Origin of the sequence: Streptomyces sp. AM 2-1-1, assembly GCF_029167645.1 — a bacterium.
Lineage (GTDB): Bacteria > Actinomycetota > Actinomycetes > Streptomycetales > Streptomycetaceae > Streptomyces.
Window position 1 is genome coordinate 1366777 of record NZ_CP119147.1, and the last position, 25917, is coordinate 1392693.

At 73.1% G+C, this 25917-nt stretch carries 19 protein-coding genes and 1 pseudogene; 9 read left to right on the forward strand and 11 right to left on the reverse strand.

What is annotated here, in order from left to right; translation table 11 throughout:
* Window positions 1-63: 63 nt before the first annotated feature.
* The 10 genes from PZB77_RS05745 to PZB77_RS05790 all read right to left on the reverse strand — a co-directional run bounded on the left by PZB77_RS05745 (window position 64) and on the right by PZB77_RS05790 (window position 15486).
* Window positions 64-6300, reverse strand: a complete 6237-nt coding sequence (locus PZB77_RS05745; RefSeq protein ID WP_275491464.1) for a type I polyketide synthase — start codon at window positions 6298-6300, stop codon at window positions 64-66.
* Window positions 6293-7615: an FAD-dependent monooxygenase gene (locus tag PZB77_RS05750; protein WP_275491465.1), complete on the reverse strand. Its 1323-nt coding sequence runs from the start codon at window positions 7613-7615 to the stop codon at window positions 6293-6295. Before PZB77_RS05750 ends, PZB77_RS05745 begins: the two co-directional genes overlap by 8 nt.
* Window positions 7612-8364, reverse strand: coding sequence for a 2-oxo acid dehydrogenase subunit E2 (locus PZB77_RS05755; RefSeq protein ID WP_275491467.1), 753 nt, complete (start codon window positions 8362-8364; stop codon window positions 7612-7614). Before PZB77_RS05755 ends, PZB77_RS05750 begins: the two co-directional genes overlap by 4 nt.
* On the reverse strand, window positions 8361-8648 hold the full coding sequence (locus tag PZB77_RS05760) for an acyl carrier protein (RefSeq protein ID WP_275491468.1): 288 nt from the start codon (window positions 8646-8648) through the stop codon (window positions 8361-8363). Before PZB77_RS05760 ends, PZB77_RS05755 begins: the two co-directional genes overlap by 4 nt.
* Window positions 8638-10560: an HAD-IIIC family phosphatase gene (locus tag PZB77_RS05765; protein WP_275491470.1), complete on the reverse strand. Its 1923-nt coding sequence runs from the start codon at window positions 10558-10560 to the stop codon at window positions 8638-8640. The genes PZB77_RS05760 and PZB77_RS05765 overlap by 11 nt, the downstream gene beginning before the upstream one ends.
* On the reverse strand, window positions 10557-11615 hold the full coding sequence (locus PZB77_RS05770; protein WP_275491471.1) for a 3-oxoacyl-ACP synthase III family protein: 1059 nt from the start codon (window positions 11613-11615) through the stop codon (window positions 10557-10559). The genes PZB77_RS05765 and PZB77_RS05770 overlap by 4 nt, the downstream gene beginning before the upstream one ends.
* Window positions 11612-11872 (reverse strand): acyl carrier protein, encoded by a 261-nt coding sequence (locus PZB77_RS05775; RefSeq protein WP_275491472.1) that lies wholly within the window; start codon window positions 11870-11872, stop codon window positions 11612-11614. Before PZB77_RS05775 ends, PZB77_RS05770 begins: the two co-directional genes overlap by 4 nt.
* Window positions 11873-12043: 171 nt before the next feature.
* The gene (locus PZB77_RS05780) at window positions 12044-12904 is read right to left on the reverse strand and encodes a 4'-phosphopantetheinyl transferase superfamily protein (protein WP_275491473.1); all 861 of its coding nucleotides are present in this window, start codon (window positions 12902-12904) and stop codon (window positions 12044-12046) included.
* Window positions 12901-14682: an acyl-CoA dehydrogenase gene (locus PZB77_RS05785; RefSeq protein ID WP_275491474.1), complete on the reverse strand. Its 1782-nt coding sequence runs from the start codon at window positions 14680-14682 to the stop codon at window positions 12901-12903. The genes PZB77_RS05780 and PZB77_RS05785 overlap by 4 nt, the downstream gene beginning before the upstream one ends.
* A gap of 105 nt (window positions 14683-14787) precedes the next feature.
* Entirely contained in the window at window positions 14788-15486 is a 699-nt protein-coding gene (locus PZB77_RS05790; protein WP_275491475.1) for a hypothetical protein, read from the reverse strand.
* Window positions 15487-15778: 292 nt separating this feature from the next.
* Here PZB77_RS05790 and PZB77_RS05795 point away from each other — a divergent pair, with 292 nt between their 5' ends.
* On the forward strand, window positions 15779-16036 hold the full coding sequence (locus PZB77_RS05795) for a DUF6059 family protein (RefSeq protein ID WP_275491476.1): 258 nt from the start codon (window positions 15779-15781) through the stop codon (window positions 16034-16036).
* 39 nt (window positions 16037-16075) lie between these two features.
* On the opposite strand, the gene PZB77_RS05800 is transcribed toward PZB77_RS05795, so the two are convergent.
* Window positions 16076-17347, reverse strand: coding sequence for a histidine kinase (locus tag PZB77_RS05800; RefSeq protein WP_275491477.1), 1272 nt, complete (start codon window positions 17345-17347; stop codon window positions 16076-16078).
* A 379-nt stretch (window positions 17348-17726) separates the two neighbouring features.
* On the opposite strand from PZB77_RS05800, the gene PZB77_RS05805 reads away from it, so the two are divergent.
* The 8 genes and pseudogenes from PZB77_RS05805 to PZB77_RS05840 form a co-directional block, all read left to right on the forward strand.
* Window positions 17727-18038: a hypothetical protein gene (locus PZB77_RS05805; RefSeq protein WP_275491478.1), complete on the forward strand. Its 312-nt coding sequence runs from the start codon at window positions 17727-17729 to the stop codon at window positions 18036-18038.
* 26 nt (window positions 18039-18064) lie between these two features.
* Entirely contained in the window at window positions 18065-20263 is a 2199-nt protein-coding gene (locus tag PZB77_RS05810) for a TOMM precursor leader peptide-binding protein (RefSeq protein WP_275491479.1), read from the forward strand.
* A gap of 125 nt (window positions 20264-20388) precedes the next feature.
* Window positions 20389-20994, forward strand: coding sequence for a response regulator transcription factor (locus PZB77_RS05815; protein WP_275491480.1), 606 nt, complete (start codon window positions 20389-20391; stop codon window positions 20992-20994).
* Window positions 20995-21199: 205 nt separating this feature from the next.
* Entirely contained in the window at window positions 21200-21970 is a 771-nt protein-coding gene (locus PZB77_RS05820) for an AfsR/SARP family transcriptional regulator (protein WP_275491481.1), read from the forward strand.
* Between the two features lie 754 nt (window positions 21971-22724).
* Window positions 22725-22979 carry an acyl-CoA carboxylase epsilon subunit gene (locus tag PZB77_RS05825; protein WP_275491482.1) on the forward strand — a complete coding sequence of 85 codons (255 nt, stop codon included), beginning with the start codon at window positions 22725-22727 and terminating at the stop codon, window positions 22977-22979.
* 352 nt (window positions 22980-23331) lie between these two features.
* Window positions 23332-24888, forward strand: coding sequence for a hypothetical protein (locus tag PZB77_RS05830; RefSeq protein WP_275491483.1), 1557 nt, complete (start codon window positions 23332-23334; stop codon window positions 24886-24888).
* A gap of 151 nt (window positions 24889-25039) precedes the next feature.
* The gene (locus PZB77_RS05835; RefSeq protein ID WP_275491484.1) at window positions 25040-25549 is read left to right on the forward strand and encodes a DinB family protein; all 510 of its coding nucleotides are present in this window, start codon (window positions 25040-25042) and stop codon (window positions 25547-25549) included.
* Window positions 25550-25634: 85 nt separating this feature from the next.
* Window positions 25635-25815, forward strand: a pseudogene (locus tag PZB77_RS05840) (IS982 family transposase); the annotation flags it as partial.
* Window positions 25816-25917 lie beyond the last annotated feature (102 nt).

Here is a 25917-nt window from a genome sequence, read left to right on the forward strand (position 1 = left end):
CTTCGCGATCGGCAGTCGAGTCGTCGTTCTGGGTCGGAGCCGGGCGGTGCGCGGTTCAGCCGGTCACGGATTCACGTCGGCGGCCATCCTGTCGGTGAGCATTCCCGAGAGGGCGGCGGTGCTTCCGTAGGTCCACAGGAGCGTCGGGGAGAGCTTCGTCCCGAACGCGTTCTCCAGCCGGTTGCGCAGTTCCAGGCTCATGAGTGAGTCCAGCCCAAGCGACTTGAAGGGGGCTTCACGGTCGATGGAGTCGGCCTTGAGCCGGAGTACCCGGCCCGCGAGTTCGCGGACCTTCTCCTCCACCAGGGCGGGGCGCGCGGACTCGGCCGCACCCCGCAGCCGGCCGAGGAACTCCTCGCCGCCGCCCGTCCCGCTGCCGCCGTCCCTGGCCAGCTCCGCGATGACGCGCCAGCTGGGCTGGGCGGCCGTCTCGGGGTAGGCGTCGAACCAGTGGCGGGCGTCCAGGGGTACGTAGCCCACGACCTGTCCGGGCCCGTCCAGGAGGTGGGTGAGGGCCTGCCACGCCTCGGCGGCGGTGAACCCGGTCATGCCGTGGTCGGCGAGGCGTTCGCCGCGGATGGCCTCGTCGGCGGCGAGGCCGATGTCGGCGAACGGGCCCCACTGGACGGCGAGGGCGGGGCGGCCGCGGCCGCGTCGGGCCCGGGCGAGCGTGTCGAGGTAGACGTTGCCCGCCGCGTAGCCGGCCTGGCCGGGGTTGCCGACGAGTCCGGCGACCGAGGAGAACATCACGAACAGGTCGAGCGGATCGTCGGCGGTCAGCTCGTCGAGATGGGTCGCGCCGTCGACCTTGGGGGCGAGGACGCGGTCGAGCCCCTCGGCGGTGAGGTTGGTCACGACGGCGTCGTCGAGCACCCCGGCCGCGTGGAACACCCCGCGCAGCGGCGGCAGTTCGGCACGGACCCGGTCGAGTACGGCGGCCAGGGCCGGGCGGTCGGCGACGTCCACCGCGAAGGTGGTGACGGTGGTGCCGCGGGCGCGGAGCGCCTCCACCCGGCGGGCCGCGTCCCGGCCCGGTTCCGACCGGCCCAGCAGCACCAGCGAACGGGCGCCGAGGTCGGCGAGGTGTTCGGCGAGGGAGAGTCCGAGGGCGCCGAGGCCGCCGGTGAGCAGGTAGCTGGCGTCGGGGCGCGGCTGCCCGGCGGGCAGCGGTTCGGGAGCGATGGCGGTGACGTCCCCGGGGCCGGTCAGGACCAGCTTGCCGGTGTGCTCGCCGAGGGCCATGGAGCGCAGGACGTCGGCGGCCCGGGCGAAGGGGTGGGTGGTGACGGGCAGCGGCGGCAGGGTGCCGTCGGTGACCCGCTGCCACACGGCGTCCAGCAGCCGGGCGAACCGGGCGGGCCGGCGGGTGATGAGGCCCGCCACGTCGACGGCGGAGAAGCTGATGCCCTTGGCGAAGGTGCGCAGGCTGATGGTGCGGGAGGCGTAGATGTCGCGCTTGCCGACCTCGACGAACCGGCCGTCCTCGGCGAGCGCCGCGAGGCCCAGGTCGATGGCGGCCCCCGAGAGCGAGTTGAGGACGACGTCGACGCCCCGGCCCCCGGTGATCCGGTCGACGTCCTCGGCCCAGGACAGGTCCCGGGAGTTCAGGACGTGGTCGATGCCGAGGGCGCGCAGCGACGCGCGCTTCTCCTCGGTGCCCGCGGTGGCGATGACGGTGGCGCCCAGCGCGTGGGCGACGCCGACGGCGGCGAGGCCGAGGCCGCCCGCGGCGGAGTGGATGAGGACGCTCTCGCCCTCCTCCAGGCCCGCCTGTTCGGCCAGCGCGTACCAGGCCGTCGCGGTGACCAGCGGGAGGGCGGCCGCCTCGCTGTCGGACAGCGTGGCGGGGATCGGCCTGGTGTGGGCGGCGGGGACGGTGAGGTGGGAGGCGACGGCGCCGAAGCCGCAGGCGACAACCCGGTCGCCGACGGCGACGCCGTGGACGTCCGGGCCCACCGCGCTGACGATGCCCGCGCACTCGGCGCCGATGAGGTCGGCGCCGGCGGAGTCGTCGGGGTAGGTGCCCATGGACTTCATCACGTCGATGAAGTTGAGCGCGGCGGCGGTGACTTCGACCTCCACCTGCCCGGCGGCCGGTGCGGTCCTGGGCCGGGGCCGGAACTCCAGTCCCTCCCAGAGCCCGCTGCCGTCGGGCCGCAGCCGGAACGGCTGGGCCGGTCCGTCCCACGGCGCCTTCGGCTCGTCGCCGCTCTCCTCGCCGCGCACGATACGGCCGGTGTGGAGGCCGTCGGCCCGCAGCACGCTCTGGTCCTCGCCGTCGGCGCCACCGGCGATCAGCCGCCGGGCGGTGCGGTCGGCCCAGCCGTCCTCGTCGGTGCGGATGTCGAGGAGTGCGGAGGCGAGTTCGGGGTGCTCGCGGCGCAGGACGCGGCCGAACCCCCAGTACAGGGCGGAGCCCGGGTCGGGGATCTCGTCGGCGCGGACGGCCTGGGCGCCGTCGGTGACGACGACGGTCCTGGGCGGTACGGGCAGGCCGGTGGCTTTCCTGACGGCTGCGGCGAGGCCGAGCAGTCCGGTGCGCTGGGCGGCGAGGCCGAGTCCGGCGCCGGGGGCGAGGAAGACCAGTGCGTCGCCGGCCGGGGTGCCGGTGCCGTCGGCGGGCAGGACGGTCGCGGTGGCGCCGAGCCGGATCAGGGCGGCGGCGAGCGCCTCGCCGGTGCCGGCGGCGTCGTGGATCGCCCAGTGGCCGGGCAGCGCCGGGGCGGCTGCGTCCTGGCCGTTCTCGCCGTTCTCGCCGTTCTGGCCGTCCGGGACCCGCCGGAACTCGAAGCGGTGCAGCCGGGCCGGGTCGACGGCTCGGGCGGAGGTGCCGTCGATGGTCTGGAAGGCGAGGCCCGCCATCCGCAGGACGGGGCGCCGCTCGTCGTCGTAGAGGACCAGGTCGAAGGTGCCGTCGGCCGAGCGGACCGCGTGCGAGTGCACCGAGGTGAGGGTGGCCCCGGCGTCCAGGCGGTAGTCGACGCGGTCGACGGCGGTCGGTACGACGGTGGCGTCGCCGGGCAGCAGGGCCAGGGTGACCTGGAGCGCCGCGTCCCAGAGCGCCGGGTGCAGTTCGCCGGGGCGCACCCCGGCGGTGCATCCGGCCGGCAGCTCGATCGTGCCGAGCGCCTCGTCACCCTGGATCCGCAGGGTGCGCAGCCCTTGGAAGGCCGGTCCGTAGCGCAGTCCCCGGGCGGCGCAGGAGGCGTAGAACGCCTCGGCGTCCAGGGTGTCCGCACCGTCGAGCCCGGCCGGGTAGGGCGGGATCACGCCGGGGGCGGGGGCGGCGACGCGGGCGGTGGCGTGGCGGCTCCAGCCGTCCGCGCCCGCGGGCAGGGAGTTGAGGCTGAAGCTCGCCGACGCGGTGCCGTCCTCGCGCCACAGGGCGCCGAGGCGGACGGGCTCGTCGGTCAGGGTGAGGTCGCTGAGGAACCGTACGGCGTGCAGGGAACCGGGGTTCTCGCCGGTGCGGGTGCGGGCGGCGGACACCGCGAGCGCCAGCATCGCGGCACCGGGCAGCACGACGGCGTCGTACACCTGGTGGTCGCGGAGCCAGGGCAGGTCGTGCAGGGCCAGTTCGGTGCGGCCCTCGTGGAGGTCGCCCTCGGTGGTGGCCGGGGTGAAGTCGAAGGCGAGGCCGCCGGGTCCCGCGGTCCGGCGGGCCGCGTCGGGCAGCCAGTACCGGGAGCGCTGCCAGGGGTAGGGGGGGACGGGGGCGCCGGGGCGGGCCGGGAGCGCGCCGAACGGGGCCAGCCCGCTCGTCCAGGCGCGGGCGAGCGAGAGGGTGAAGTCGGTGAGCGCGCCGTGGTGGCGCCGCAGGCTGGTCAGGACCGCGGCCCGGTCGTCGGCGAGCTGCTCGACGGCGGGGGCGAGGACGGGGTGCGGGCTGATCTCGACGACGTGGGTGACCCCGGCGTCGAGCAGGGCGCCCATCGCGTCGGCGAACATCACCGGGCGGCGCAGGTTCTCGGCCCAGTAGCGCGGGTCCAGCTCCGTGCCGCCGACCTCCCGGCCCAGCACGGTCGACATGAGCGGGACGGAGCCCTCGCGCGGGGTGATCGGGGCGAGGACCTCGATGAGTTCGTCGGTCAGCTCGTCCATGTGGTGGCTGTGCGAGGCGTAGTCGACGTTGACCAGCCGGCAGTACGTGCCGTCCGCTTCGAGGAGCTCCTTGAGGACGAGCACGGAGTCGCCGTCGCCGGACAGCACGCTGGAGGAGGGGCCGTTGTTGACGGCGAGCGAGACGGTGTCCTCGAAGCCGTCGAGCGCCTTGCGGGCGTCCTCGGGGCCGAGGTCGACGGCGAGCATCCGGCCGCGTCCGGCGGTCCGCTTGGCGAGCGCGCTGCGCAGCGCGATGACGCGGGCGCCGTCCTCGTAGCTGAGGTGGCCCGCGATCGTCGCGGCGGTGACCTCGCCCTGGCTGTGCCCGATGACGACGTCGGGCTCGACACCCGCGTCGCGCCACAGGGCGGCGATGCCGAGGGACATGGCCCACAGGGTGGGCTGGACGACCTCGACGCGCTCCAGCCAGGCATCGCCGGCCTCGCCGGAGACGATCGGGAGCAGTTCCCAGTCGGTGTGCGGGGCCAGTGCCTCGGCGCAGCGCCGGACGGTGGCGGCGAAGAGCGGCGACTCGGCGTACAGCCGGCGGCCCATGCCGGCCCACTGGGAGCCCTGTCCCGGCAGGACGAACGCCACCCGGTCGCGTGTCCGGGCCCGGCCGGTGGTGACGCCGGGTATCTCCGCGGCGGGATCCTCGGTGTACTGACGCAGCCGGTCGGCGAGTTCCCCGACGGAGCCGGCGGTGACGGCGGCGCGGGCCGGGAAGTGGTCGCGTTCGCGGCCCAGCGTGCCGGCGAGGCGTACGACGCCGGCGGCGTCGGCGGGGAGCGCGGCCAGCAGGTCGGCGGCGCGCTGTGCGAGGGCCGCGTCCGAGTGCGCGGTGAGCGGCAGCAGCAGGGCGGAGGTCCCGGTGACGGCGGGCGGCTCGTGTGCGGGGGGTGTGCGCAGGATGACGTGGGCGTTGGTGCCGCCCCAGCCGAAGGAGTTGACGCCCGCGTAGAGGACCTCGTCGGCGGGGAGTTCGGTCCGCCGCGTCGCGACGTCGAGGTTCAGGTCGGCGAAGGGGATCTTGGGGTTGAGCTCCTCGGCGTGGAGGCTGGCCGGGATGGTGCGGTTGCGCAGGGTCAGGACGGTCTTGACGAGGCCGGCGAGCCCGGCCGCCGCCTCCAGGTGGCCGATGTTCGTCTTCGCGGAACCGATGAGCAGCGGGCCGGCGCCGGGGCTGCGGCGGGTGCCGAGCGCGGTGCCGAGCGCCTCGGCCTCGATCGGGTCGCCGCGCAGCGTGCCGGTGCCGTGCGCCTCGACGTAGGCGAGCTTGTCCAGGGGTACGCCGGCCCGCTCGTAGACGCCGGTGAGCAGGGCGGTCTGGGCCTCGACGTTGGGAGAGACGATGGAGTGGCCGCCGCCGTCGTTGTTGACGGCGGAGGCGACGATGACGCCGTGCACGCGGTCGCCGTCGGCGAGCGCCCTGTCGAGCCGCTTGAGGTAGACGCCGATGGCGCCCTCACCGCGGACGAAGCCGTTGGCCCGGGCGGAGAACGCCCGGCAGTGCCCGTCCGGGGAGAGGCCGCCGAAGTGGGTCAGTCCGACGGACATGTCGGGGACCAGGATGAGGTTGACGCCGCCGACGAAGGCGCCGTCGAGGTCCCCGGCGCGCAGGGCGCCGGCCGCGAGGTCGAGGGCGACGAGGCCGGAGGAGCAGCCGGTCTCCACGACGAGGCTCGGCCCGCGCAGTCCGAAGAAGTACGAGAGCCGGGCGGCGACGATGTCCAGCGCCCCGCCGACGGCGGTGTGCTGGGTGGTGGGGACGCCGCGCTCCTTGCGGGAGAGCATGTAGTCCTGCCACAGCGCGCCGATGTACACGCCGGTGCGGCTGTCGCGTACGGCGGCGGCGGGGATCCCGGCGTGTTCCAGGGTCTGCCAGCCGATCTCGAGCATCAGCCGCTGTTGCGGGTCGATGTCCTCGGCCTCACGGGGCGAGATGCCGAAGAAGCCGGGGTCGAACTGGTCGATCCCGTCGAGCATTCCGGCGACGCCGGGGATCTTCTTCACCGGGTCCAGCTGTGCCGAGGCGTCCCAGCGCTCCGGCGGCACCGGGCGCACGCTCTCCTCGCCGTCGGCGAGGAGCTGCCAGTAGCGCTCGATGTCGGGGGCGCCGGGGAAACGGCCCGCCATGCCGACCACGGCGATGAGGTCTCCGGTGTCGTCACCGGATACGTACGCGGGCTGTTCAGTCATGGCTCACCTCGTGGCGGATCGGGTCGGCTGCGTCCTCGGTGCGGGGTCCGCCGAAGCGGGCGAGGGCGAGATCGACCTCGTCGATGGGGTGCTGGGCGTTGATGACCTTGTTGAAGAGGCGGTACTTGCCCGGCAGGGCGTTCAGCACCCGGAAGCGCGCCCGGCGCAGCAGGACCCTGCGCGGGTCGCCGGCGGCGAGCTGGGCTTCCTGCATCCGCTGGAAGCGGGTGACGAAGGTCTTGTGGGTACGGCGCTTCTCGACGAACGCGGTGAGTTCGGCGGCGGTCACCACGCGGTCCGGTGCGCCGGCGGCGAGCGCCTCGGCGAGGACCGGCACGATCATGATGGCGTCCTGCATGGCGAGGTTGACGCCCTGGCCGAGGATGGGGGTCGCGGTGTGCGAGGCGTCCCCGATGAGCAGCAGCCCGTCGCGGGCCCACTGCTCCATCTCCGCGGTGAAGATCTCCAGGAAGCTGGTGTCGTCCCAGGACCGCAGGTGCTCGTCGACGAGGGGGGCGAGCTGCGCGGAGATGGACATGATGCCCCGCTTGAAGGCCTCGAAGCCGGCCGCGCGGAGCTCTCCGAGGCCGCGCTTGGGCAGGTTGTGGCCGATGCGCAGCGAGTCGGGGAACGTCGGCAGGATGACCAGGTGCTTGTCCCGCTCGATGACGAGCTGCGCCTCGTCGCCCCACTCCGGGGGCCGGGGCAGTTTGAAGGAGAGGAAGTCGCGGGCCATCGGCTGGACGTCGGCGACCAGCCCGGAGGCCTTGCGGACCTTGGAGAAGCGTCCGTCGGCGCCGATCACGATCCGGGCGCGCACGGGGACGCGTTCGCCGCGGCCCTTGGCGAGCACCGCGCCGCGTACGACGCCGTCCTCCTCGATGAGGGAGGTGAAGCTCCAGCCGGAGAGGTAGACGTGGCCCTGGAGCCCGGCGGCCTCGCGGTTGAAGATGCGGATGAGGGCGGGCTGCGGGATGTCGATGGGCAGCGGCAGGTCCTTGAACCTGCGGTAGTCGATCCGCAGGATGCGCCGCTGCTCCGCGATGGTGGTGATCGCGGTGGTCTCCAGGAAGCCGTGGTCGCGCAGGGCGGGGCCGAAGCCGAGCCGGTTGAGGGAGGTGACCGAGGGGGCCGCGATGGTCTCGCCGCGGAAGCTGCGCTCCAGGCTGGTCTGCTTCTCGACCAGGACGGTGCGGATGCCCCGGCGGGCCAGCAGACAGGCCAGCAGGGATCCGGCGGGACCGCCGCCGACGATCAGGACATCGGTTTCGGCCGGGACGTCGGGGCGCGTCGGGTCGTTCGTGCTGTCGGTCATGCCAACTCCCATTTCTCCAGGCGGTCCTTGACCCCGGCGAGGATCTCGGCGGCCATCGCGCCGTCCAGCACGCGGTGGTCGAAGACGAGCGAAAGGGTGAACAGGGGTGCGACGACCACGCGGCCGTCCCGCACCAGGGGGCCGTCGGCGATGTGGCCCACGCCCAGGCCGAGCGTCCCGGCGATCAGCGGCAAGATCGTGCCGACGCGTTCGTGGCCGATGGAGGTCACGGCGAAGGTGCCCTGGAGGGCGGCCCGGCGCTGCGGGTCGCGCATCATGACCCGGTAGACCAGCCGCATCAGCGGCAGCGGCAGCCGCTGGAGCTTGCGGATCGCGGCGAACGGGCCCAGGTCGTCGACCTCGGCCCGCTTGTACACGTCGATCGCCTCCTGGACGGCCCGTACGTCGGCCGTCTCGACGTGCTCGACGGTGCCGGAGACCACACAGCGCTGGCCGTCGACGGTCTTGTCGAAGAGGACCTTGGCGTGGACGGCGGGAGAGACGGTGAGGCGAGGGCTGCGGCCGGTCAGGACGGCCCGCGCGTCGGGGTAGCCGGCCAGCGTGTCGGCGACGGCCTTCACCACGTAGCTGACGTAGCTGACCTCTCCGGACGTACGGGCCCGTGCTCCGCGCATGGCCGTGGCGTCGACCTCCGCCATCAGGTAGACGTGCGAGGTGCGGCGCGCGTCCTCCAGGAAGATGTACGTCTGCTTGCGGGCGGTGGGCAGCGGTGAGGTCACGGCGCTCATGGTCGGACGCCCTGTCCGGCGCCGGCCGCGGTGTCCGCGACGAGGAGGGCGAGGTCGGCGATCCGCTCGGCGGCGGCGAAGCGCTCGTAGTCCACCGGGGCGCCGAGGCCGCGCTCCAGGTTCACCAGCAGCCTGAGTGCGTTGACCGAGTCCCAGCCCTCGATCTCCGGCAGCGCGGTGTCGCCGCGGAGCTCGTCCTCGTCCACGTCGAGCAGTCGCGCGACGGCCTCCGTCACGGTCTGCTCGGCCGCGATCAGATCGTCGGGGGTTTCCTCAAGGGGCATGGAACTTCCCTTCGCCGGTGCCGATGCGCACCCAGTCGGGCAGCTCGGCGAGTTGTGTGAGGTCGTGCCGGAACTCGCCGTCGTGGCCGGCGAATCCGAGAGCGGGGTAGAAGCCGGCGAAGCGGCCGTTCTTGGCGGTGGGCACGTGACGGCCGTGCACGGCGGGGGCGCCGGCCGCGCGCGCGGCGCGCAGCAGGGTCCCGACGACGGCGTCCTCGACGGACCGGGAGAAGACCCGGCAGGAGAGGACGAAGTTCTCGACGAGCCAGCCGCCGTCCGGGGCCGCGGTGACGGCGAGCGCCCCGACGAGGCCGTTGTCGCCGAAGGCGTCGGTGACGCGGATCCCGAAGAACGCGGCCGTCCCCTCCGCGCTGCGGCGGGCCAGCTCGTCGGTCCCGTACCGGATGCCGGTGAGGTTGAACTGGTTGGTCTTGCCGAAGAGCTGCGCGATGCGGGTGGCGTTGAGCGGCCGGTACTCCTCCACCGTCAGCTCGGTGGCGAGTTCGCGCAGGTACGCCTCGATGTCGCCGGTCGACTCGCGCAGTTCGTCGCGGCGGGCCCGCGCCCGGTAGAGGGCGGCGCGGGTGCGGTCCTCCTCGGTCAGGGCCAGCTGGTTGAACCAGCCCGCCTCCGCGAGGGCCCGCGCGTAGCCGGCCGGGTCGGCGTCGAGTTCGACGACGGCGACCTCGGGCCGGGTACGGGCCATCAGGCCGCGTTCGGCGGGGTTGTCGTCGACGAAGACCATCGCGTCGGTGCCGAGGTTCAGCTCGGCGGCGATGCTCGCCACGTTGCCGGGCTTGGGCTCCCAGTTCGCGCGGAACGCGGAGAAGTCGCCGGGGCGCAGCACCATCTCCGGGTGGGTCGCGACGGCCTCGCGGGCGACCGCGTCGTCGTTCTTCGAGCAGACGGCGAGCACGACACCCTGCCGGGACAGGTCCTTGGCCAGGGACTGGAGTTCGACGTGGGCGGAGCCGGGGAAGCCGCCGCCGATCTTCAGCGAACCGATCCCGTCGTCGCCGACGATGCCGCCCCACAGGGTGTGGTCGAGGTCGAGGACCAGGACCTTCTTGGCCCGGCCGAGGCGGGCCAGTACGATCCGGCCCAGCTCCCGGGCGTACGCGTCGAGGAACTCGGTGCTCCAGGCGTGTGCGGCGAGGTGCCGCATCCGGTCGTCGGCCCGGCCGGATCCGGCCCGGTCGGCGAGTCCGTCGGCGGAGAGCACCACGGCCCCCGGGCGGGCGGACAGGTCCAGGATCCCGGCGTTCATCCGGTGCCAGGCGGACTCGACGCGCGCCTTGGTGGGGTAGTCGATGTACCGGTCGCGCAGCAGAGCGGGCATCGGCACGGTGTTGAGGACCGCGAGGGTGCCCAGGGCCTTGTCGTACGCGGCCAGCCAGGCGTCGAGTTCGGCGGGGAAGGCGGCGCAACGGGCTTCGACCTCGTCCGCGTCCAGCGGGTCGGTGACCTTCTCCAGCACCGCGGCGCCGTCCAGCAGGCAGGCGGTGACCAGGGGGGCCGCGTCCTTGAGGGTGGGGGCGCCGGCCAGGACCTCGAAGCGCCACTGGTTGTAGCCGGTGGTGACGGTCTCGGGCCGGACGCCCTCGGTCATCAGGGCGGCGGTCAGCAGCGGGGGCAGCGCGTCGACGGTGGAACCGGCCAGCAGCCCCACGGTCACCGGGGTGAACGCCCCCGAGCCGTCGAGCGCCGCCCGGGCGGCGCGTCCGCCGAGCAGCATTCCGGCGGCCTCCCGGTCGGCGGCGTCGGCGAGCTTGCCGAGCAGTTCCCGGACCCGGGCGACGGCGGTGCCGAGTCCCTGGCGGCGCAGCGCCCGCAGTTCGTCCAGCGCGTCCCGGTACACGGGCGGCGCCGCGGCACGGGCCGGGGCGCCGGTCTCGGCGGCCGTGGCGGTCATCGGGCGGCCGCCCGCGTCTGGTGGCGGAGCGCGAGGCCGGAAGTGATCCACTTCGACGACTCGATGTTGGCGACGAGCAGCCGTCCGCCGACGCCGACACCCGAACGGATGCGGCGCATCGCCCGGTTGAGCTGGATGAAGGGGACGGCGTTGCCGTTGTTCCCGGTGTCGGCGACGCAGTTCACGGCCTGGTCGGGCCGGACTCCGAGTCGCTTGCCGATGGCGTTGGTCATGACCCCGTTGAGCTGGGGCAGCAGGACGTGCTCGACCTCGTCGAGCGCCCAGCCGGTCTCCGCGACGAGCTCCTTGTAGATCGATTCGGCGTGCTCGGGCACGTGGTGCTCGATGGCCTTGTAGTCCTCCTCGCCCCAGGGCTCGCGCACCGGGCCCGAGGGGCCGTCGACGAGCGGGGCGCCGGAGGTGCCGAACCAGCGGATCGTCTGGGCCGGCTTGCGGCCCATGCCGGTGGTGCGCAGGAAGAGGTGTTCCACGAGCAGTCCCGGACCGTCCGGGTCGGCGTCCACGACGGCGGCGCCCGCCCCGTCACCGAAGAGCGCGAAGTTGATCAGCTCGGCGGGGGACATCGTCGCGATCTCGCCGGTGGAGGGGAAGAGCTTCATGCAGGTGTCGGCGCCGATGACGAGGCCGCGGCGCAGCCCCGAGGAGAGCAGGGCGCGGGCGGTGTACAGGCCGGTGAGCGCGCCGGCGCATCCCGAGGTGAGCTGGAAGGTGGGGACGTCGTTGAGCCCGATCCGGTCGGCGACCAGGTTGACGGTGGCCGGCATCAGGTGGTCGGGCGACGCCGTCGTCAGGACGAGGAAGTCGAGGGAGGCCACGTCGGCCCCGGCGTCGTCGAGGGCCGCGAGAGCTGCGGCGACGGCGAGGTCTCCGGTGCTCTTGGGGACCGCGGGCGGCGAGTCGGGGGTGCAGAAGTACCGGGTCCTGTTCCCGGTCATCATGTCCAGCCACTTCTCGTGCAGGCCGAACCGCTCGGCCATGTCGCGGTTGGTGACCGGCTCGCCCGGCAGTACTTCGCTGAATCCGCTGAGTCTCATGCCGCCGCCCCCGCGAGTGTGTGGTTGACCAGGCTCAGCAGCGAGCGCGGGGTTCCGGCCTCGGCGATCCGGTCACGGTCGAGCTGGACCCCGTACTCCCGCTGGATGCGACCGGTGGTCATGAAGACCGACAACGAGTCGTAGCCCAGGTCCTGGAAACCGACGTCGAGGCCGGATGTGTCGAGGGCGCCGGGAACCTCGCGTCCCTGGAACTCCCGCATGATGTCGCCGAGTTCTTGGAGAGTGATCTGTGGCATCGTCAGTTTTCCCTTCAACACGGCAGTTGCATCCGCTCCGGCGGCCAGGGGCCGGGACAGGTGGCTCGTGACCCGCTGTCCCGGCCCGGGCGCCTCCGATGCGATGCCGCTCCAGGTCCCGAAGCGGTCTCACCGGCACGGACCACACTGGTCCCGGCTCCTCGACATGACCTAGAGCCGGGGTGGACCCGGCCGGGCGAGGCGGGCGCCTTCGATGGCGGCGAGGATCTGCCGGTTGAGGGCGGTGCCGGCCCGGGTGTCGGGCCGGGTGGAGGCACGGTCGTCCTGGAGCGCGACGGCCGCGGTGTGCCCCCCGGGTACGTCGCAGGTCGCGAAGCGCCAGCTGGTGTCCTCCACCAGCCTGCCGTCGGCCCGCTCCAGCCGGGCCGTGCCGTCGGCGAGCCGGAAGCCGAACTGGGTGAACGGGAAGCGCAGACCCTGCCCGAGCGCTTTGCTGTACGCCTCCTTCAGCGTCCACAGCCGCAGCAGCAGGGCGTTGCGCTCCTCGGGCGGGGTACGGGAGAGCCGCAGCCGCTCCGGTTCGGTGCACATGAAGAGTTCGACGTCCTGTCCGCTGAGCCGCCGCTCGGAGGGTTCGGCGTCGATGCCGATCACTCCGAGGGAGGTGATGCCGCAGAGGAGGAGGTCGGCGGTGTGGCTGAGGCTCACGTCGATCTGGTCGTAACCCCGCAGGTGGACGCGGCCGTTGAGGCCGTAGCGCAGTTCCAGGGAGTACGGCTCCGTGCCGAGGGCGACGGCCGCGGTGTGCCGGATCAGCATCCGGGTCGCCATGAACCGTTCGCGCAACTGGTCGTTGCCGAGCCTGCTGTAGCGCGGCCAGTCCCGCCCGAGCAGCTCCTGACGGCGCGGCTCGGGCGGCAGCTGGGTGCGCCACTCCGCCAGTGAGGCGTGGACCAGGCCGACGCCGGAGGAGTCCAGATCGCGCAGCAGCTGCGACCAGGGTCCGGCGGGGCCGTGGACCAGGCCGGGGACGGGAGGGAAGCCGTCCGCCGGGTGGCGCGTGAGGGTCATCCCGCGAGTCCGGTGCGCAACAGGTCCAGACTGTGGGGCACCCGGACCCGGTCGAGCACCTCGTCGCTGAGCCGCCCTTCGATCGCCCGGGGCAGTGGCGGTACGGAGGCACCGACCCGGCGCAGGAGCCGGTGGAGGGCGAGGGTGAGCCAGGTCGGGTCGGCGAGGAACTCGTCGGGGCCCGCTCCGGCGTTCAGCCAGACGCCCGTGCAGGCGGAGGCGGCGAGGACGAGGGCGTACCGCTCGCTGAGCGGGAAGCTGTGGTTGTCCAGCAGCATTCCCCCCTCGGACACGGAGAGCCGGCCGGCCTCCCGGCGGATCTCGGCGACCTCTGCGCACAGCCCGTCGACGAGGACGGTGAGAAGGTCCGCGTAGGGCTGCCCGGTGAGTGCTTCCGGCAGCCGGGCGGCGGCGTGGCCGAGGTAGTCGAGCAGTCCGTCGCCGCCGCCGAAGGTGGCGAGCCGGTCGCCGTCCATCGCCGGCAGGGGCACCTCCAGGCGGAACAGGTCGGCGGGCGTGGCGGCCGGGGGTGCGGCGCCGGCCGCCAGGGAGGGCAGGTACGGGGCGATGACCGACTGGCAGATGGCGCTGCTGACGTGCCCGAACGTGAGGGTCGACAGATCGCGCAACTGCTTGCGGAAGACCGCGTCGTGGCCGCTCTCCGCGTGGAAGGCGTCACCCATCACGGCCGAGAGGTCGTACAGCGCCTCGCTGACGATCTTCGGCACGATGTACTTGGTGACGGCGGTCAGCACGTCGCACCGGTCGGGCATCAGATGCACCGACCGGCCCGCCGTGAGGGAGAGGCAGTCGGCGATCAGCAGGTCGGCGAAGGTGCCGGCGAGCGCGGACCGCGCGGAGGCGTCGACGGCCGACCCGGCCAGCGCCGGTTCGCGTTCCTGCTCCGCCCGGACGGCGGCCCGCAGAGCGGTGTCGGCGAGCCCGATGATCATGGACGGGAAGGTGGCGTGCGCGGCGGGGAAGGCCCGCAGGCTCAGGGCCACCCCGTCGCCCCAGGTCCCGACGAGGGACTCGCCGGGCAGCGGGCAGTCGACGAACTCGAGTCCGGCGGCCTGGACGCTGCGCGCCCCCGTCGTACGGTGCCGGGGCAGCGCCCGCACCCTGGCCGGAGGCACGGTCGCGGGGTCGAACATCAGGATCGAGTACTCGGCGGCACCGTCGCCGGTCGAGACGAATCCGACGATGAGTTCGGCGGTGTGCGCGTTGTTGATGGCGCTCTTGCGGCCGTTGAGCCGCAGCATTCCGTCGTCGCCCCAGGCCGCGCTGTACTCCTGGGCGTGGAACTCGCTCTCGTGCTCGAAGCGCTGGCAGGCGACCCCGACCGTGCCGCCCCGCAGGACGACGTTGGCCATCTTGGAGCGCTGGTGGGAGTCGCCGTTGAGCCAGACCATCTGCGCGCCCAGGAACGGGGTGAAGCCGTGGCTGAAGGCGAGGGCCGGGTCGCGGCGGAAGAACGGGCGCATCAGGAAGCCGAGGAGGTCGGCCCCGGCCATGCGCCCGCCCAGGTGCTCGGGTACCAGTTCGGCGGGCATGCCGAGGCTCTGGAAGCGCCGTATGCCGACGGCCGAGGAATCCCCCGACTCGTCGTTGGCCAGTACCGCCCGCAGACCCACGGGGTTGTCGTGGCTCCATGGGTCGCCGAGACCGTCTTCGATCTCGGCCACCCGGGCTCGTGCACGGGTCAGCCGGTCGGGCTGCCACTGCGGGTCGCGGCCGGTGACGGCCGCGAGTATGTCGTTGTGTTCGAACATGGTCACCCCAAAGCATCAGAGGGGGCATCAGAGGACAATCCCCCGGACCGTGCAGGGTGTGACTGGAGACAGCCTCGACCAGGGGTCGAGGCGGGTCCCGCCGGACAGCCCTCAGCGCCCCGCGCGGGTGCCCGAGGCGAGCCACCGGTGGACCGGCCGACCGGCCGGGGTGGCACCGCCCCGGCTCCGGAAGGCCCGGAACTCCGCGTCCTTCAGGGTGAGTCTGAGCAGAGCCAGGTCCTGCGGCGGGGTCAGCGGGTCGTCCACCGTGTACCCGACGCGGACCCGGGCCCGGACGTCGTAGAGCTCCTCGGGGCGGAGTTCGAGTCCGCCGAGCAGTGCGGGCAGCCGGGCCCGGCGGTCGGCGCCGACGGAGCGGGCGAGCCTGCCGGTCGTGGCGGGCGGCAGGGCGAACGGGCGGTCCGCCTCGGCGAAGAGCCGGGCCACCGGGGCGCCGACGAGGTGCACGGCGGCGATCCGGGTGTCGGTGGCGGCGGCGCCCAGCGCCAGCCTGCCGCCGAGGTCGAGGCCGATGACCTGGGTACGGGCGGTGGCGGCGGTGCGTACGTACGCGTCGACGAGCCGGCTGACGAGCCCGGCGGACCGGGCCACGTACCCGGCCGGATCGGCCGGCACCGCCGCGACGACCGCGTGGCCGCGGCGCACGAGCCGGGCGAACAGGGGAAGGTACTCCTCGCGCCGGACGAAGGCCCCGCCGACCACGAGGACGAGGGGGCGCGGCCTGCACTCGTCGAGCCCGCCGCTCCACCACACCGTCTCCCGCGGGCCGCCGGGCGTCCCGTGTCTCATCCGTCCGCCTCGGCTCTGCGGACTTCGCGCCTCGTCATGTCCCACTCCTTCGACGGCGCGGGTGCGGACGCACGGTGCCGGAGACAGGACGATTCTCCGCGCAGCCGCTCGGGCGTCGCTGAAGCCGGGGGCCCACCGGGTCGAGCCGGGTTCGAGCCGGGCGGGAGCACACCGCGGGAAAGTGGGTGGTCCGGGCCCTTCCGGCGGGGTCATGTGGACGGGTCACGGGGCCCGGCGCGGCCTGCCATCAGGCAGCGGGCGCTGATCCGGGCGCGCGCGGAAGGGCGTAGCGATGGCCAGGTGGCGACAGGACGACGGGCCCGGCCCGGTGGGGCGGGGCGTCAGGGCCGTGTACCGGGCGCTGGTGACCTACGGGGCGTGCTGGGTCCCGATGCCGGAGGACCAGGTGGCGCGGATCGTACGGGACGCGGCCGGCCGGCCGTCCCCGGCCCTCACCGGACCGCCTTCCGGGCATCCCGAACGTCTCTGTTCGGAAAGGGAGTTCAGTGAGCTGGAGCGGCGACTGATGCGGGAGCTCGGCGTGCGGTGAGCCGCACCCGGGCCGACGGGCCGGCGCCGGGCCCGGGGGTCACACCGGGACCCGGGCCGCCGGGGCGGGCATCGGGTCGCCGGAGGGGGCGGGCTCCGCGTCGACGGGCACGCGCACGGAGAGCTGGAAGACGCCCTCCTCCACCGTGCCGGCCTTGAGCCGGCCGCCGACGGCGGAGACCCGGACCGCGAGGTTCCCGAGCCCGGTGCCGGTGGGCGCGGAGCCCGCGGAGACGAAACTCCCGGTACCGACACCGTCGTTGACGAGGGTGAGGACCACCTGCGCCGGTTGTCCGCGTCCGGCCTGCTCCTCGGTCTTCGTGGTGATCGAACAGGTGCGGGGCTGACTGTGCCGCAGCAGGTTGGTGACGCCCTCGCGCAGCACGGTCGCCAGGATGGTGTGGGCGGTGGCGGAGAGCTTTCCGCAGGCGATGTCGACCCGGGCGTCGATACCCGCCGCCTTCAGCACCGAGCGGGCCGACTCCACCTCGACCAGCAACGACATGTCGCGGTATCCGCGCGCGACCTCCCGCACGTCGGCGAGCGCCTGCCGTGAGATCAGCAGGACCTCGGCGACTTCCTCGCGTGCCCGTTCGGGGTTGTGATCGATGAGACGGCTGATCAGCTCGTTCTTCAGGGTGATCGAGGAGAGGCTGTAGCCGAGGAGGTCGTGCAGGTCCCGGGCGAAGCGCAGCCGTTCCCTGGCGACCGCCATCCGGGCGAGCTCGTCCCGCGACTCGTGGATGGCCGCGGAGAGCGCGGCGAGCCGGGCCAGGGAGAAGAGCACCAGTCCGGTCAGTGCCGTGGAGACACCCATGTACACGACGTTGACGAAGCCGAGGTCCTGCCGGGCCGACACCAGGACGACCGCCGCCACGGTGAGGCCGTACATCGTCCAGCCGGTGCGCGGCGTCAGCGACAGCAGCAGCGAACCGGCGAGGAATCCGGCCATGCCGCCCCAGTGCCAGCCGAACGCCGTGAGCGGGACGAAGGTCAGCACGGCCTGGGCGATCAGGCTCCACGGTGCCACCCGGCGACGCAGCGCCTGCGCCCTCGGCGCCGAGTGCACGTACTGCAGGGTCACCAGCAGCGGCGGGACGGCCAGACTGCACACCAGTTCCCCGTTGCCGGGCGAGACTTCGAAGATGTTCACCATCTGCATGAGCAGGTAGCCGAGGAAGACGACTCCGAGCAGGACGGAGGCGATCGCCGGACTGGGTGCGGCGGAGCTGACGGCCGCCCACTGCTGTGTACCGGTCGCGGCCGTTCTGCGCGCCTGCGGCCTTCGGCCGCGTACATCACCCTGGGTCACACGCCCCACCCCCGTGGCATCGGTTCACACCGAGGGTGAGCATAGCGTTGCGGAGATCGCATGAAAGGCAATATGAACACTTCTTCGATCCGGAGGGGTGAACAGCCGGCGCGACAGGCTCTCGCCCGCCACCGCGATCCGTCGTCGCGACGACGTCCGTGCACGGAAATGCGGGAAATGCCGGGAAGACCGGTACCCGGTCGTGTCCGTCCCCAGGCGCTCGATCCGTCCCGTCGGAACGGTGAAGAACTCACAGAGGCAGTTGTGAAGTGATCACTTGTGGAGATATCGCTCGATTGCGTTTACTCCTGGTCAGCACCACGACAGACGGAAGTCACGAAGAACCACCGAGACCAGTGGAGTGACCATGATCCAGTCCATGTTCCCCAGCCTTGAGTCCACGTCGGTGTTTTCCGCCCCGGAGCACGAAATGAAGTTCGCCGAGCTGATGATGCGCGCCCTGCTCGACCCGTCGACGGCCGACCTGTACTCGGCCCGCCCCGAGGACGTCCTCGGTGAGTTCGGCATCTCCCTCGCCGAGGGCGTGAGTGCCCCCGCCCTTCCCGTCGCCACCGGACAGCACACCGTCCGCGAGGAGTTCTCCGGTCTCGGACCGGCCGGCGCCGTCCTGCTGACGCTCTGCATCAACACCGACCCCACCGGCGCCGAACTGGCCAGAGTCGGCTGCTGAACAGCGGATCCGGGGGGGGAGACCGCATGACACGCATGGCTTTCAAGAGGCATCTGCGCGCCGAGGTGGTGCCGGGTGAAGCGACCTACGTCATCTCCGAAAGAGGCATCTGCGCCTTCGAGGACGCGGGGGTGGCCGCCGTGGCCCCCCTGTTGGACGGCACCAGGGACTTCCGGTCCCTGGTCGCCGACGCCGCGGGGCAGTGCACCCCGGTCGACGTGGCCCTGGCCATCGGCCGGCTCCACGCGGCGGACCTGCTGAGCCTCGCCCCGCAGTCGGCCGGCCAGGCCGACGCGGCGGCCGCCGCCTACTGGGAACTGGCCGGCGCACCAGGTCCGTTGGGGGCCGACACCGTGCGGATCAGGTCGGTCGGCGGCGCGGACCCGGCCGCCGCGGCCCGCGCCTGCACCGCCTCCGGACTCACGGTGGTGACGGATCACGACGGCGCGCGGGCCGACGCCACCCTGGTGGTCTGCGACTCCTACCTCGACCCGGCGCTCAGGGAGATCGAGGCGGACCAGCGCGGCCTCGGGCTCCCCTGGCTGCTGGCGAAGCCGCACGGCACGACCCCGTGGGTGGGCCCGGTGTTCCAGCCGGGCGAGGGGGCGTGCTGGCAGTGTCTGGCGCACCGGATGTCCGGGCACCGGGGCACGGAGACCCATCTGCGGCAGGCCCTGGGCCGCCCGGTGGCCCATCCGCCGGCCGAGACCCCGGCCAGCCTGCTGCTCGGCCACCAACTGGCGGCCGCGGAGTGCGTGAAGTGGCTGGCCGGCCACCGCCACCCGGGCCAGAACGGCATCCTCACCTTCGACACCTTCACCCTCTCCACCCGGCTGCACCGGCTCGACGCCCGGCCGCAGTGCCGCGGCTGCGGTGATCCGTCCCTGGTCGCCCGCCAGGTCAACAGCCCGGTGACGCTGCGCTCCCGCACCAAGTCCGACCTCACGGGCTCCGGCCACCGGGCCGTGTCCGCCGAGCAGACCCTGCACACCTACGAACACCTGATCAGCCCCTTCACCGGAGTCGTCAAGGCCGTCCAGCGCGACGCCCGGGGCCCGGCCGGGCTCAACTCCTTCCGCGCCGGCCACAACCACGCGACCGGGGCCCGCGGGCTGACCGGCCCCGCTTCCCGGCTGCGCAGCGAGAGCGGCGGCAAGGGGATGACCGAACTCGACGCCCGGGTCAGCGCGCTGTGCGAGTCGCTGGAGCGCCACTCGGGCACCTACCAGGGCGACGAGCCGACCGAACGGGCGAGCTGGCGCCAGGTCCGGGACCGGGCCGTCCACCCCTCCGACTGCCTGCTCTTCGACCCCCGGCAAGGTGTCGAGGCCCTCGGCGAGGACACCCCGCTCGACTGGACGCCCGTCTGGTCCCTCACCCGCCGGGAGCACCGGCTCCTGCCCACCGCGCTGCTGTACTTCGACGCGCCGGAGCAGCCGGGCCTGGGCCGCCACGTCCGGGCCGACTCCAACGGCAACGCGGGCGGGAGCAGCCTGGAGGACGCCGTCGTCCAGGGATTCCTGGAGCTGGTGGAGCGCGACGCGGTCGCGCTGTGGTGGTACAACCGCACCCGGCACGCCGCCGTCGACCTGGACGCGTTCGACGAGCCGTGGATCGGCAGGACCCGGGCGCTGCACGCCTCGCTCGGCCGCGAGGTGTGGGTCCTCGACGTGACCTCGGACTTCGGCATCCCGACGTTCGCCGCGCTCACCCGCCGTACCGACAAGCCGGCCGAGGACATCCTGTTCGGCTTCGGCGCCCACTTCGACCCCGCGATCGCCCTGTGCCGGGCGCTCGCCGAGATGAACCAGATGATGCCGGCGGTGGTGGACGCGGCGGCCGACGGCACCGGTTACGGCTGCCCCGACGAGCGCCTGCTGCACTGGTGGCGCACGGCCACCGTGTCCCGGCACCCCTATCTGCTGCCCGACTCCGACGCGCCGGCGCGGGGGCCCGCCGGCTTCGGCTACACGCCCCGCACCGATCTGCGCGACGACATCGACGCCATCACGGAGGCGGTGCGCGAGCGCGGCATGGAGTTGCTCGTCCTCGACCAGACCCGGCCCGACGTCGGTCTCCCCGTCGTCAAGGTGATCGTGCCCGGGATGCGCCACTTCTGGGCCCGGTTCGCCCCGGGACGCCTCTACGACGTACCGGTACGGCTCTCCCGGGTCGCCGCGCCGACCCCCTACGAGGAGCTCAATCCCACGCCGATGTTCCTCTGACCGCTGACGGCGCTCCGGTGACGGCACGTCGGGCGAGCGGCTCCCCCCGGTTACCGCCCGCACGTAGAGTACGCTCCGGCATCCACCGTACGGGGGGTACGGTGGATGGAGGGGAGCGTTCGCTGATGATCAGGATCTTGATCGCCGAGGACATGCGCATGCTGCGCCGCGCACTGGTCGAGCTGATCTCCATGCAGCCCGACATCGAGGTGGTCGCCGAGCTCGACTCGGGGGCCGACATCGTGGCCCGCACCGAAGAGCTCCAACCGGACGTGGCCGTCCTGGACATCGAACTGCCCGTCCTGGACGGCATCTCGGCGGCCCGCGAGCTCCACCGGCGCGGCATCGGCGCCAAGGTTCTGATCATCACCAGCCTGGACCAGCCGAACAACCTGCGCCGGGCCCTGGAAGCACATGTGCGCGGCTTCATGCTGAAGGACACCGAGCCCGAACGGCTCGCCGACGCGATCCGCGCCGTGGCCCGCGGCGAGCAGGTATTCGATCCCCAACTGGCCCTGGCCGCACTGAACACGGCCGAGTGCCCGCTGACCCCGCGCGAGGTCGACGTACTGCGCCTGGCCGCGTCGGGCGACGACGTCGAGGAGATCGCGGCGAGCCTGCACCTGTCGCTCGGCACCGTCCGCAACTACCTGACCACCGTCGTCTACAAACTGGACGCCCGGAACCGGGTCGACGCGATCCGCATCGCCCGCACCTCCGGCTGGCTCTGACCCCGGCCCCACCGCCGCCGGCCCGCGCCCGCGCCCGCCACGAAAGTCACCCCTGACCGACCATGAATCCGTCATATGCCGGACGGGTCGGACTCACATCGCACCGGTGTCCTCCTCACTGTCACCGGGCCCGGCGGCCGTGCGACGGTCGTCCTGACGGGTCCGGACCGTGCGGAGCCCGGACACCGCCCGGGAGGAGCAACCGATGAAGATCGCCATGCTGGGGCCGTTCTCCGCGCACGTGGACGGTGTACGGTTCGCCCCCACCGCGCACAAACCCCGCCAACTCCTCGCACTGCTCGCCGTGCACGCCGGCCAGGTCGTGCCGGTGGACACGGTGGTGGAGCAGCTCTGGGGCGCCGACGCGACCCCGAAGGCACACATGACGGTCCAGACGTACGTCCTCCAGCTGCGCAACCACCTCGCCTGCGCGGTCGGCACCGCCGCCCGGGCCCGGGAACTGCTCGTCACCCGCCCCAGTGGTTACGCCCTGCTGGCCGGCGACGAGGCCGTCGACGCGCACGCCCATGACCGGCTGTGCGCCGCCGCCCAACTCGCCCTGGAGGAGGGCGACGACGCCCGGGCGGCCGCCCTCTTCCGCGAGGCGCTCGCCCTCTGGCGCGGACCCGCGCTGGCCGGTCTGTCCGCCGGCTCCGTACTCGGCATCGAGGCCATGCGCCTGGAGCAGAGCCGTACGGCCGCGAGGGAACGCTGCCTCGCCGCCGAACTGCGGCTGGGGGCGCACGAGCGACTCCTGCCGGAACTCCACGAGCTGACCGCCCGCGACCCGCACAACGAGGAGTTGCACGGGCTGCTCATGACGGCACTGGACCGCTCCGGCCAGCGCGCGCGGGCCCTTGCCGTGTACGCCGGGGTACGCACCCGCCTGGACGAGACGTACGGCCTGTTGCCGTCCCCGCGGCTGCGCCGGCTCGAACAGGAGGTGTGGGGCCGGATTCCCGCGCATCAGGGCTGACCGCGCGCCCCTCCCTCCCCGAGCGCCGGGCCTCTGCCCCCGCCCACCCTCTCACCCTCTCCCCCTCCCGTGCGCGGGCCGCGCGGCCCGCGCCCCCGTGCGCCGGACACGCGGCCCGCCGCCTTCGCCCGCACGGCCGTTGCGCCCCGGGGTGCCGGGTACGGCGCGCCGTACCCCCGCGCTCCACCGCGACCCCGACACGGCTCCAGCGCCGAGGGGTCCTCTGGTGTGCCAGGCGGCCTCGACGAGCGGCCGGCCCGGCCCGGAAGGGGGAGAGAAGCGTGTCCGACCCTCACCGCCGCACCGACGCGAAGAGCCGATCGGTGCCGTAACGCGCTGAGCAGCGCCGCCGCGACCAGTAAGGCGGAACGCCGGCCGCCGTCGGGACAGCCTCGGACCCTCCCGGCGAGCGTGGTCCCGGCGCAGCCGCTCCCGGCCACCCCTCACACATCCCGCTCACCGGACGGCGCCCCGCCAGGACACCCCGCCCGCAGCCCCGTCGGCGCCTCGCGGACCTGCCGTACGGGCGACCGCGCCGGTCGGCCGCACCCCGAATCCGTACGTCACCGTCCCGGATCACCACCTGCCGTCACCCGGCAGTCCTGTCCCGGCCGGTTCGGGGCCCTGACGGCACCCCGCCCGGGCCCTGTCGCCCCACGCTCCCGGCCGCCGCCCGCCCACCCCTCCCGGGCGGCGGCCGGGGCCCCTCCCTCCCCCGCGAGTCGTCCACCCACACCTCAGGGAGTCGAACGCCATGAGTCCACTCACCCCTTTCCCGCTGCCCGCCCGCGCCGAGGACCCCTCGGCCCCGGCCGCTCAGGTCCCCGCGCTGCGCATCCTGCGCGGCGACCCGACCCCGGAGGAGGTGGCAGCCGTCACCGCGGCCCTGCTCGCCGCACTCCCCCGCCCGAGCAGCGGCCCCGCGATCCGGGTCCGGCAGGCCGCCCGCTGGAGCCGCCCCCACAGCACACGTGTCACCGGATCCTGGCGGGCCGCGGGCCCGCGCTGAACGGGGCCCGGAACGCGGCAGGGGCGGCGGCGCATCGGCTCCGGGGTGCGCTCCGGACCCGCCCGTCTCCGGCCGTCCCGGGAGGCCGCGCCCCGGCCCCGGTCCGGCCTGACCGGCCAGAGGGGAACGCGGAGGTTTCGGCCGCCGGGCACGGGGTGCCAAGAAGCGGAAGCCCCACCTGTCCCGCGGACCAGTGGGAGGAGAGAGCGGTCACGGAGCGGAAGGCGAGGGCCGTGCCACGGAGCCGGGAGCCGCTCCCGTGCGCGACCTCGCCGGGGTTGACGCCGTGGCGCTCTCTCCCGGGACCGAATTCCATCGACCGTTCGACCGCAGTCGGGCAGGGTGTCTTCCTGTGAACCACGTACTGTGCGGCCTCGCCGTCAACGAGGCTCTGCCCTTCGAGTTGGTCGGGCACCTGATCGCGGCCGCGGACGCGGACATCGCCGACGGCCTGGCCGGCCGCGCCGACCTCAGCCGCGAGCAGGCGGCCGACCTGGCCGCGCGGGTCGAGGAGAGCATGGTGCGGCTCGTGTACGAGGGCCGGTTGACCGCTGCCGACGTCAACCCCCTCACGCAGCCGCAGGCCGCGCTCGCCCTGCTCGACAAGCGTTCCGGTGACCCGGAGTGGGCACGGCTTTTCGCCCACGACCCCGACGCCGAGCGCCGCCTGAAGCTGGCCGCCTGTCCCGATCTTCCGGCCGATGTGAGCGAGGTGCTCGCCTCCGACCCGGACGTACGGGTCGTCGCGGAACTCGCGCTGTGGACCACGGCGGACCTGGCGGCCCGTCTGGCGCGGCACCCGCATGCGGAGGTCCGCCGCGCGGTGGCGGCCAACGAGGCGACGCCACCCCGGGTCCTGACCATGCTGATCACCGGCGAAGGGCTGCCACCGGCAGAGCAGTGCCTGGTCTGCGACGGTGAGGAGACGCCCTACGCCCACGATCCGCACTGCCCGAGGCTTGACTGCGACCTTCGGTCCGGCATCTCCTGCGACGGCTCGCGCCAGTCAGCCTTCCACGAGTTGGCCGAGCAGGCGCTGTGGAACCCGGCCGCACCGATCGAGGCTCTGCTCCGGTTCGCCGGCCACCCTTCGATGCTGCTGCGCTCCCAGCTCGCTGCCCGCCCCGACCTGCCGCAGGAGGTAGCGGTGCGACTCTCCGGCGATCCCGTTCCCGGCGTTCGAGCGGAACTGGCGGAGAACCCGGCGATCGACGACACCCTGATCCGTCTGCTGGCCGCCGACCGCGGACACGACGTACAGCGCAGGCTGGCGCGCAACCCCCGGGTGCCGCTCGACGTTCTGTCCGATCTGGCAGCGGCCACCAAGATCGGCCCGTCCCTGCTGCCGCGGATCGCCTCCGCTTCCCCCGCCGAGATCGAGGGCTTGGCCAGGTCGTCGAATCCGGTGGTACGCATGCTCCTGGCCGAACGGCGCGATCTGCCGGCCGAGATCCGGAACGTGCTGGCCGACGACCCCGACGCGAAGGTGGTCAAGTCCATCGCGCGGCATCCCGGCCTCTCGGAGGCCCAGTTGCGGTCCATTGTCGAGCGCCACGGAGTCCGGGTCGTCGCCAAGGTGGCGGCCAATCCGGAGACCCCGCCCGCCCTGCTGGAGGACCTGACCAGACACGTACCGCCTGTTCGGAAGGCACTGCGTGAGATCGCCCGGAACCCCGCCGCGACCGGCCCGGCCCTGCTCGCCTGTCTGACGGACAGGGAGGCACGGCGGGTGGCTGCCGGGCACCCGGCACTGCCGCCAGAGGTCATCGTCGAACTACTCGCCGATCACGACTGGCACGTAGTGGAAGCAGCTGCCGCCAACCCGTCCCTGCCACCGGCCGTGATGGCGGAGCTGGTGGGCGCAAGCACATCCGGGAGTCGACCCGGGATGGTCGATTCCAAGGGGTAGGTGCGGCTGCGGGGTCCACTGAGTCTTTCCGATTCCCGTGTTCGGCGACCCCTGTGGGAACAAGCAGGTCCGGCTGACAGCCCTCGTACGGGGACAGTCGACGGGATCAGATACTGGCCTTCGATGCAGGCACGGATGAGGAGCAGGACCAATGACCACCGACCATCGCACAGGACCGCCCAGCTTCGGCAGCGAACGCGACATGCTGCGGGCTTTCCTCGACTACCACCGCGCGACCCTCGCCATGAAGTGCGAAGGGCTCACCGACGAGGAGCTGCGGCAGCAGTCGATGCCGCCGTCCACGCTTTCACTGCTCGGTCTGGTGCGGCACATGGCGGAGGTGGAGCGTGCGTGGTTCCGTCGGGTGTTCGAGGACAACGACGCGCCCATGGTCTGGTCCGACAAGATCGACTTTCAGGCGGCGTACGACGCGAGTGCGTCAACCAGGGACGAGGCGTTCGTGGCCTGGGATGCCGAGGTGGAGAACTCGCGCCGTGTCGAGCGGGAGGCTGAGTCCCTGGAGCAGGCCGGGTACCAGCCACGATGGGGCGAGGAGGTGTCGCTGCGGATGGTGATGGTGCACGTGCTTCTGGAGTACGGCCGCCACAACGGGCACGCGGACCTGCTGCGCGAAGGTGTCGACGGGACCGTGGGCGCCTGAGTCCGCGGAAGCCTTCCATCGCCACATGCTGACTTGTTCGGAGAAACACCCGCGGGGTCGGAAGGAGGAAGTCCAACGTCAGTGTGTGGGAACGGACTTGGACTCCCTCGCCACCGCACTCCCTGTGAAGACCGACGACCCGCTGAAGGACTCACCGCACCTGGCGTCCGGCGGTCGGTATCGCCCCCCAACTGACCGATGCCGAGTTGGTCACACTCGCGATGATGCAGGCCAGGCCGGGCTTCACCTCCGAGGCCAAGTGGCTCCCCCCGCCCGGGCCCGGCAGACGCTGATCGGCGACAAGAACTGCTTCGGCCGCGACTTCGAGCGCCAGTGGGCCGAGCAGGACCAACCGGTGTTGACTTCCG

Coding starts and splice junctions, on each gene's coding strand:
- PZB77_RS05745 (WP_275491464.1), bottom strand. CDS start 6,300: ATGACTGAACAGCCCGCGTACGTATCCGGTGACGACACCGGAGACCTC.
- PZB77_RS05750 (WP_275491465.1), bottom strand. CDS start 7,615: ATGACCGACAGCACGAACGACCCGACGCGCCCCGACGTCCCGGCCGAA.
- PZB77_RS05755 (WP_275491467.1), bottom strand. CDS start 8,364: ATGAGCGCCGTGACCTCACCGCTGCCCACCGCCCGCAAGCAGACGTAC.
- PZB77_RS05760 (WP_275491468.1), bottom strand. CDS start 8,648: ATGCCCCTTGAGGAAACCCCCGACGATCTGATCGCGGCCGAGCAGACC.
- PZB77_RS05765 (WP_275491470.1), bottom strand. CDS start 10,560: ATGACCGCCACGGCCGCCGAGACCGGCGCCCCGGCCCGTGCCGCGGCG.
- PZB77_RS05770 (WP_275491471.1), bottom strand. CDS start 11,615: ATGAGACTCAGCGGATTCAGCGAAGTACTGCCGGGCGAGCCGGTCACC.
- PZB77_RS05775 (WP_275491472.1), bottom strand. CDS start 11,872: ATGCCACAGATCACTCTCCAAGAACTCGGCGACATCATGCGGGAGTTC.
- PZB77_RS05780 (WP_275491473.1), bottom strand. CDS start 12,904: ATGACCCTCACGCGCCACCCGGCGGACGGCTTCCCTCCCGTCCCCGGC.
- PZB77_RS05790 (WP_275491475.1), bottom strand. CDS start 15,486: ATGAGACACGGGACGCCCGGCGGCCCGCGGGAGACGGTGTGGTGGAGC.
- PZB77_RS05795 (WP_275491476.1), top strand. CDS start 15,779: ATGGCCAGGTGGCGACAGGACGACGGGCCCGGCCCGGTGGGGCGGGGC.
- PZB77_RS05805 (WP_275491478.1), top strand. CDS start 17,727: ATGTTCCCCAGCCTTGAGTCCACGTCGGTGTTTTCCGCCCCGGAGCAC.
- PZB77_RS05810 (WP_275491479.1), top strand. CDS start 18,065: ATGACACGCATGGCTTTCAAGAGGCATCTGCGCGCCGAGGTGGTGCCG.
- PZB77_RS05815 (WP_275491480.1), top strand. CDS start 20,389: ATGATCAGGATCTTGATCGCCGAGGACATGCGCATGCTGCGCCGCGCA.
- PZB77_RS05820 (WP_275491481.1), top strand. CDS start 21,200: ATGAAGATCGCCATGCTGGGGCCGTTCTCCGCGCACGTGGACGGTGTA.
- PZB77_RS05825 (WP_275491482.1), top strand. CDS start 22,725: ATGAGTCCACTCACCCCTTTCCCGCTGCCCGCCCGCGCCGAGGACCCC.
- PZB77_RS05835 (WP_275491484.1), top strand. CDS start 25,040: ATGACCACCGACCATCGCACAGGACCGCCCAGCTTCGGCAGCGAACGC.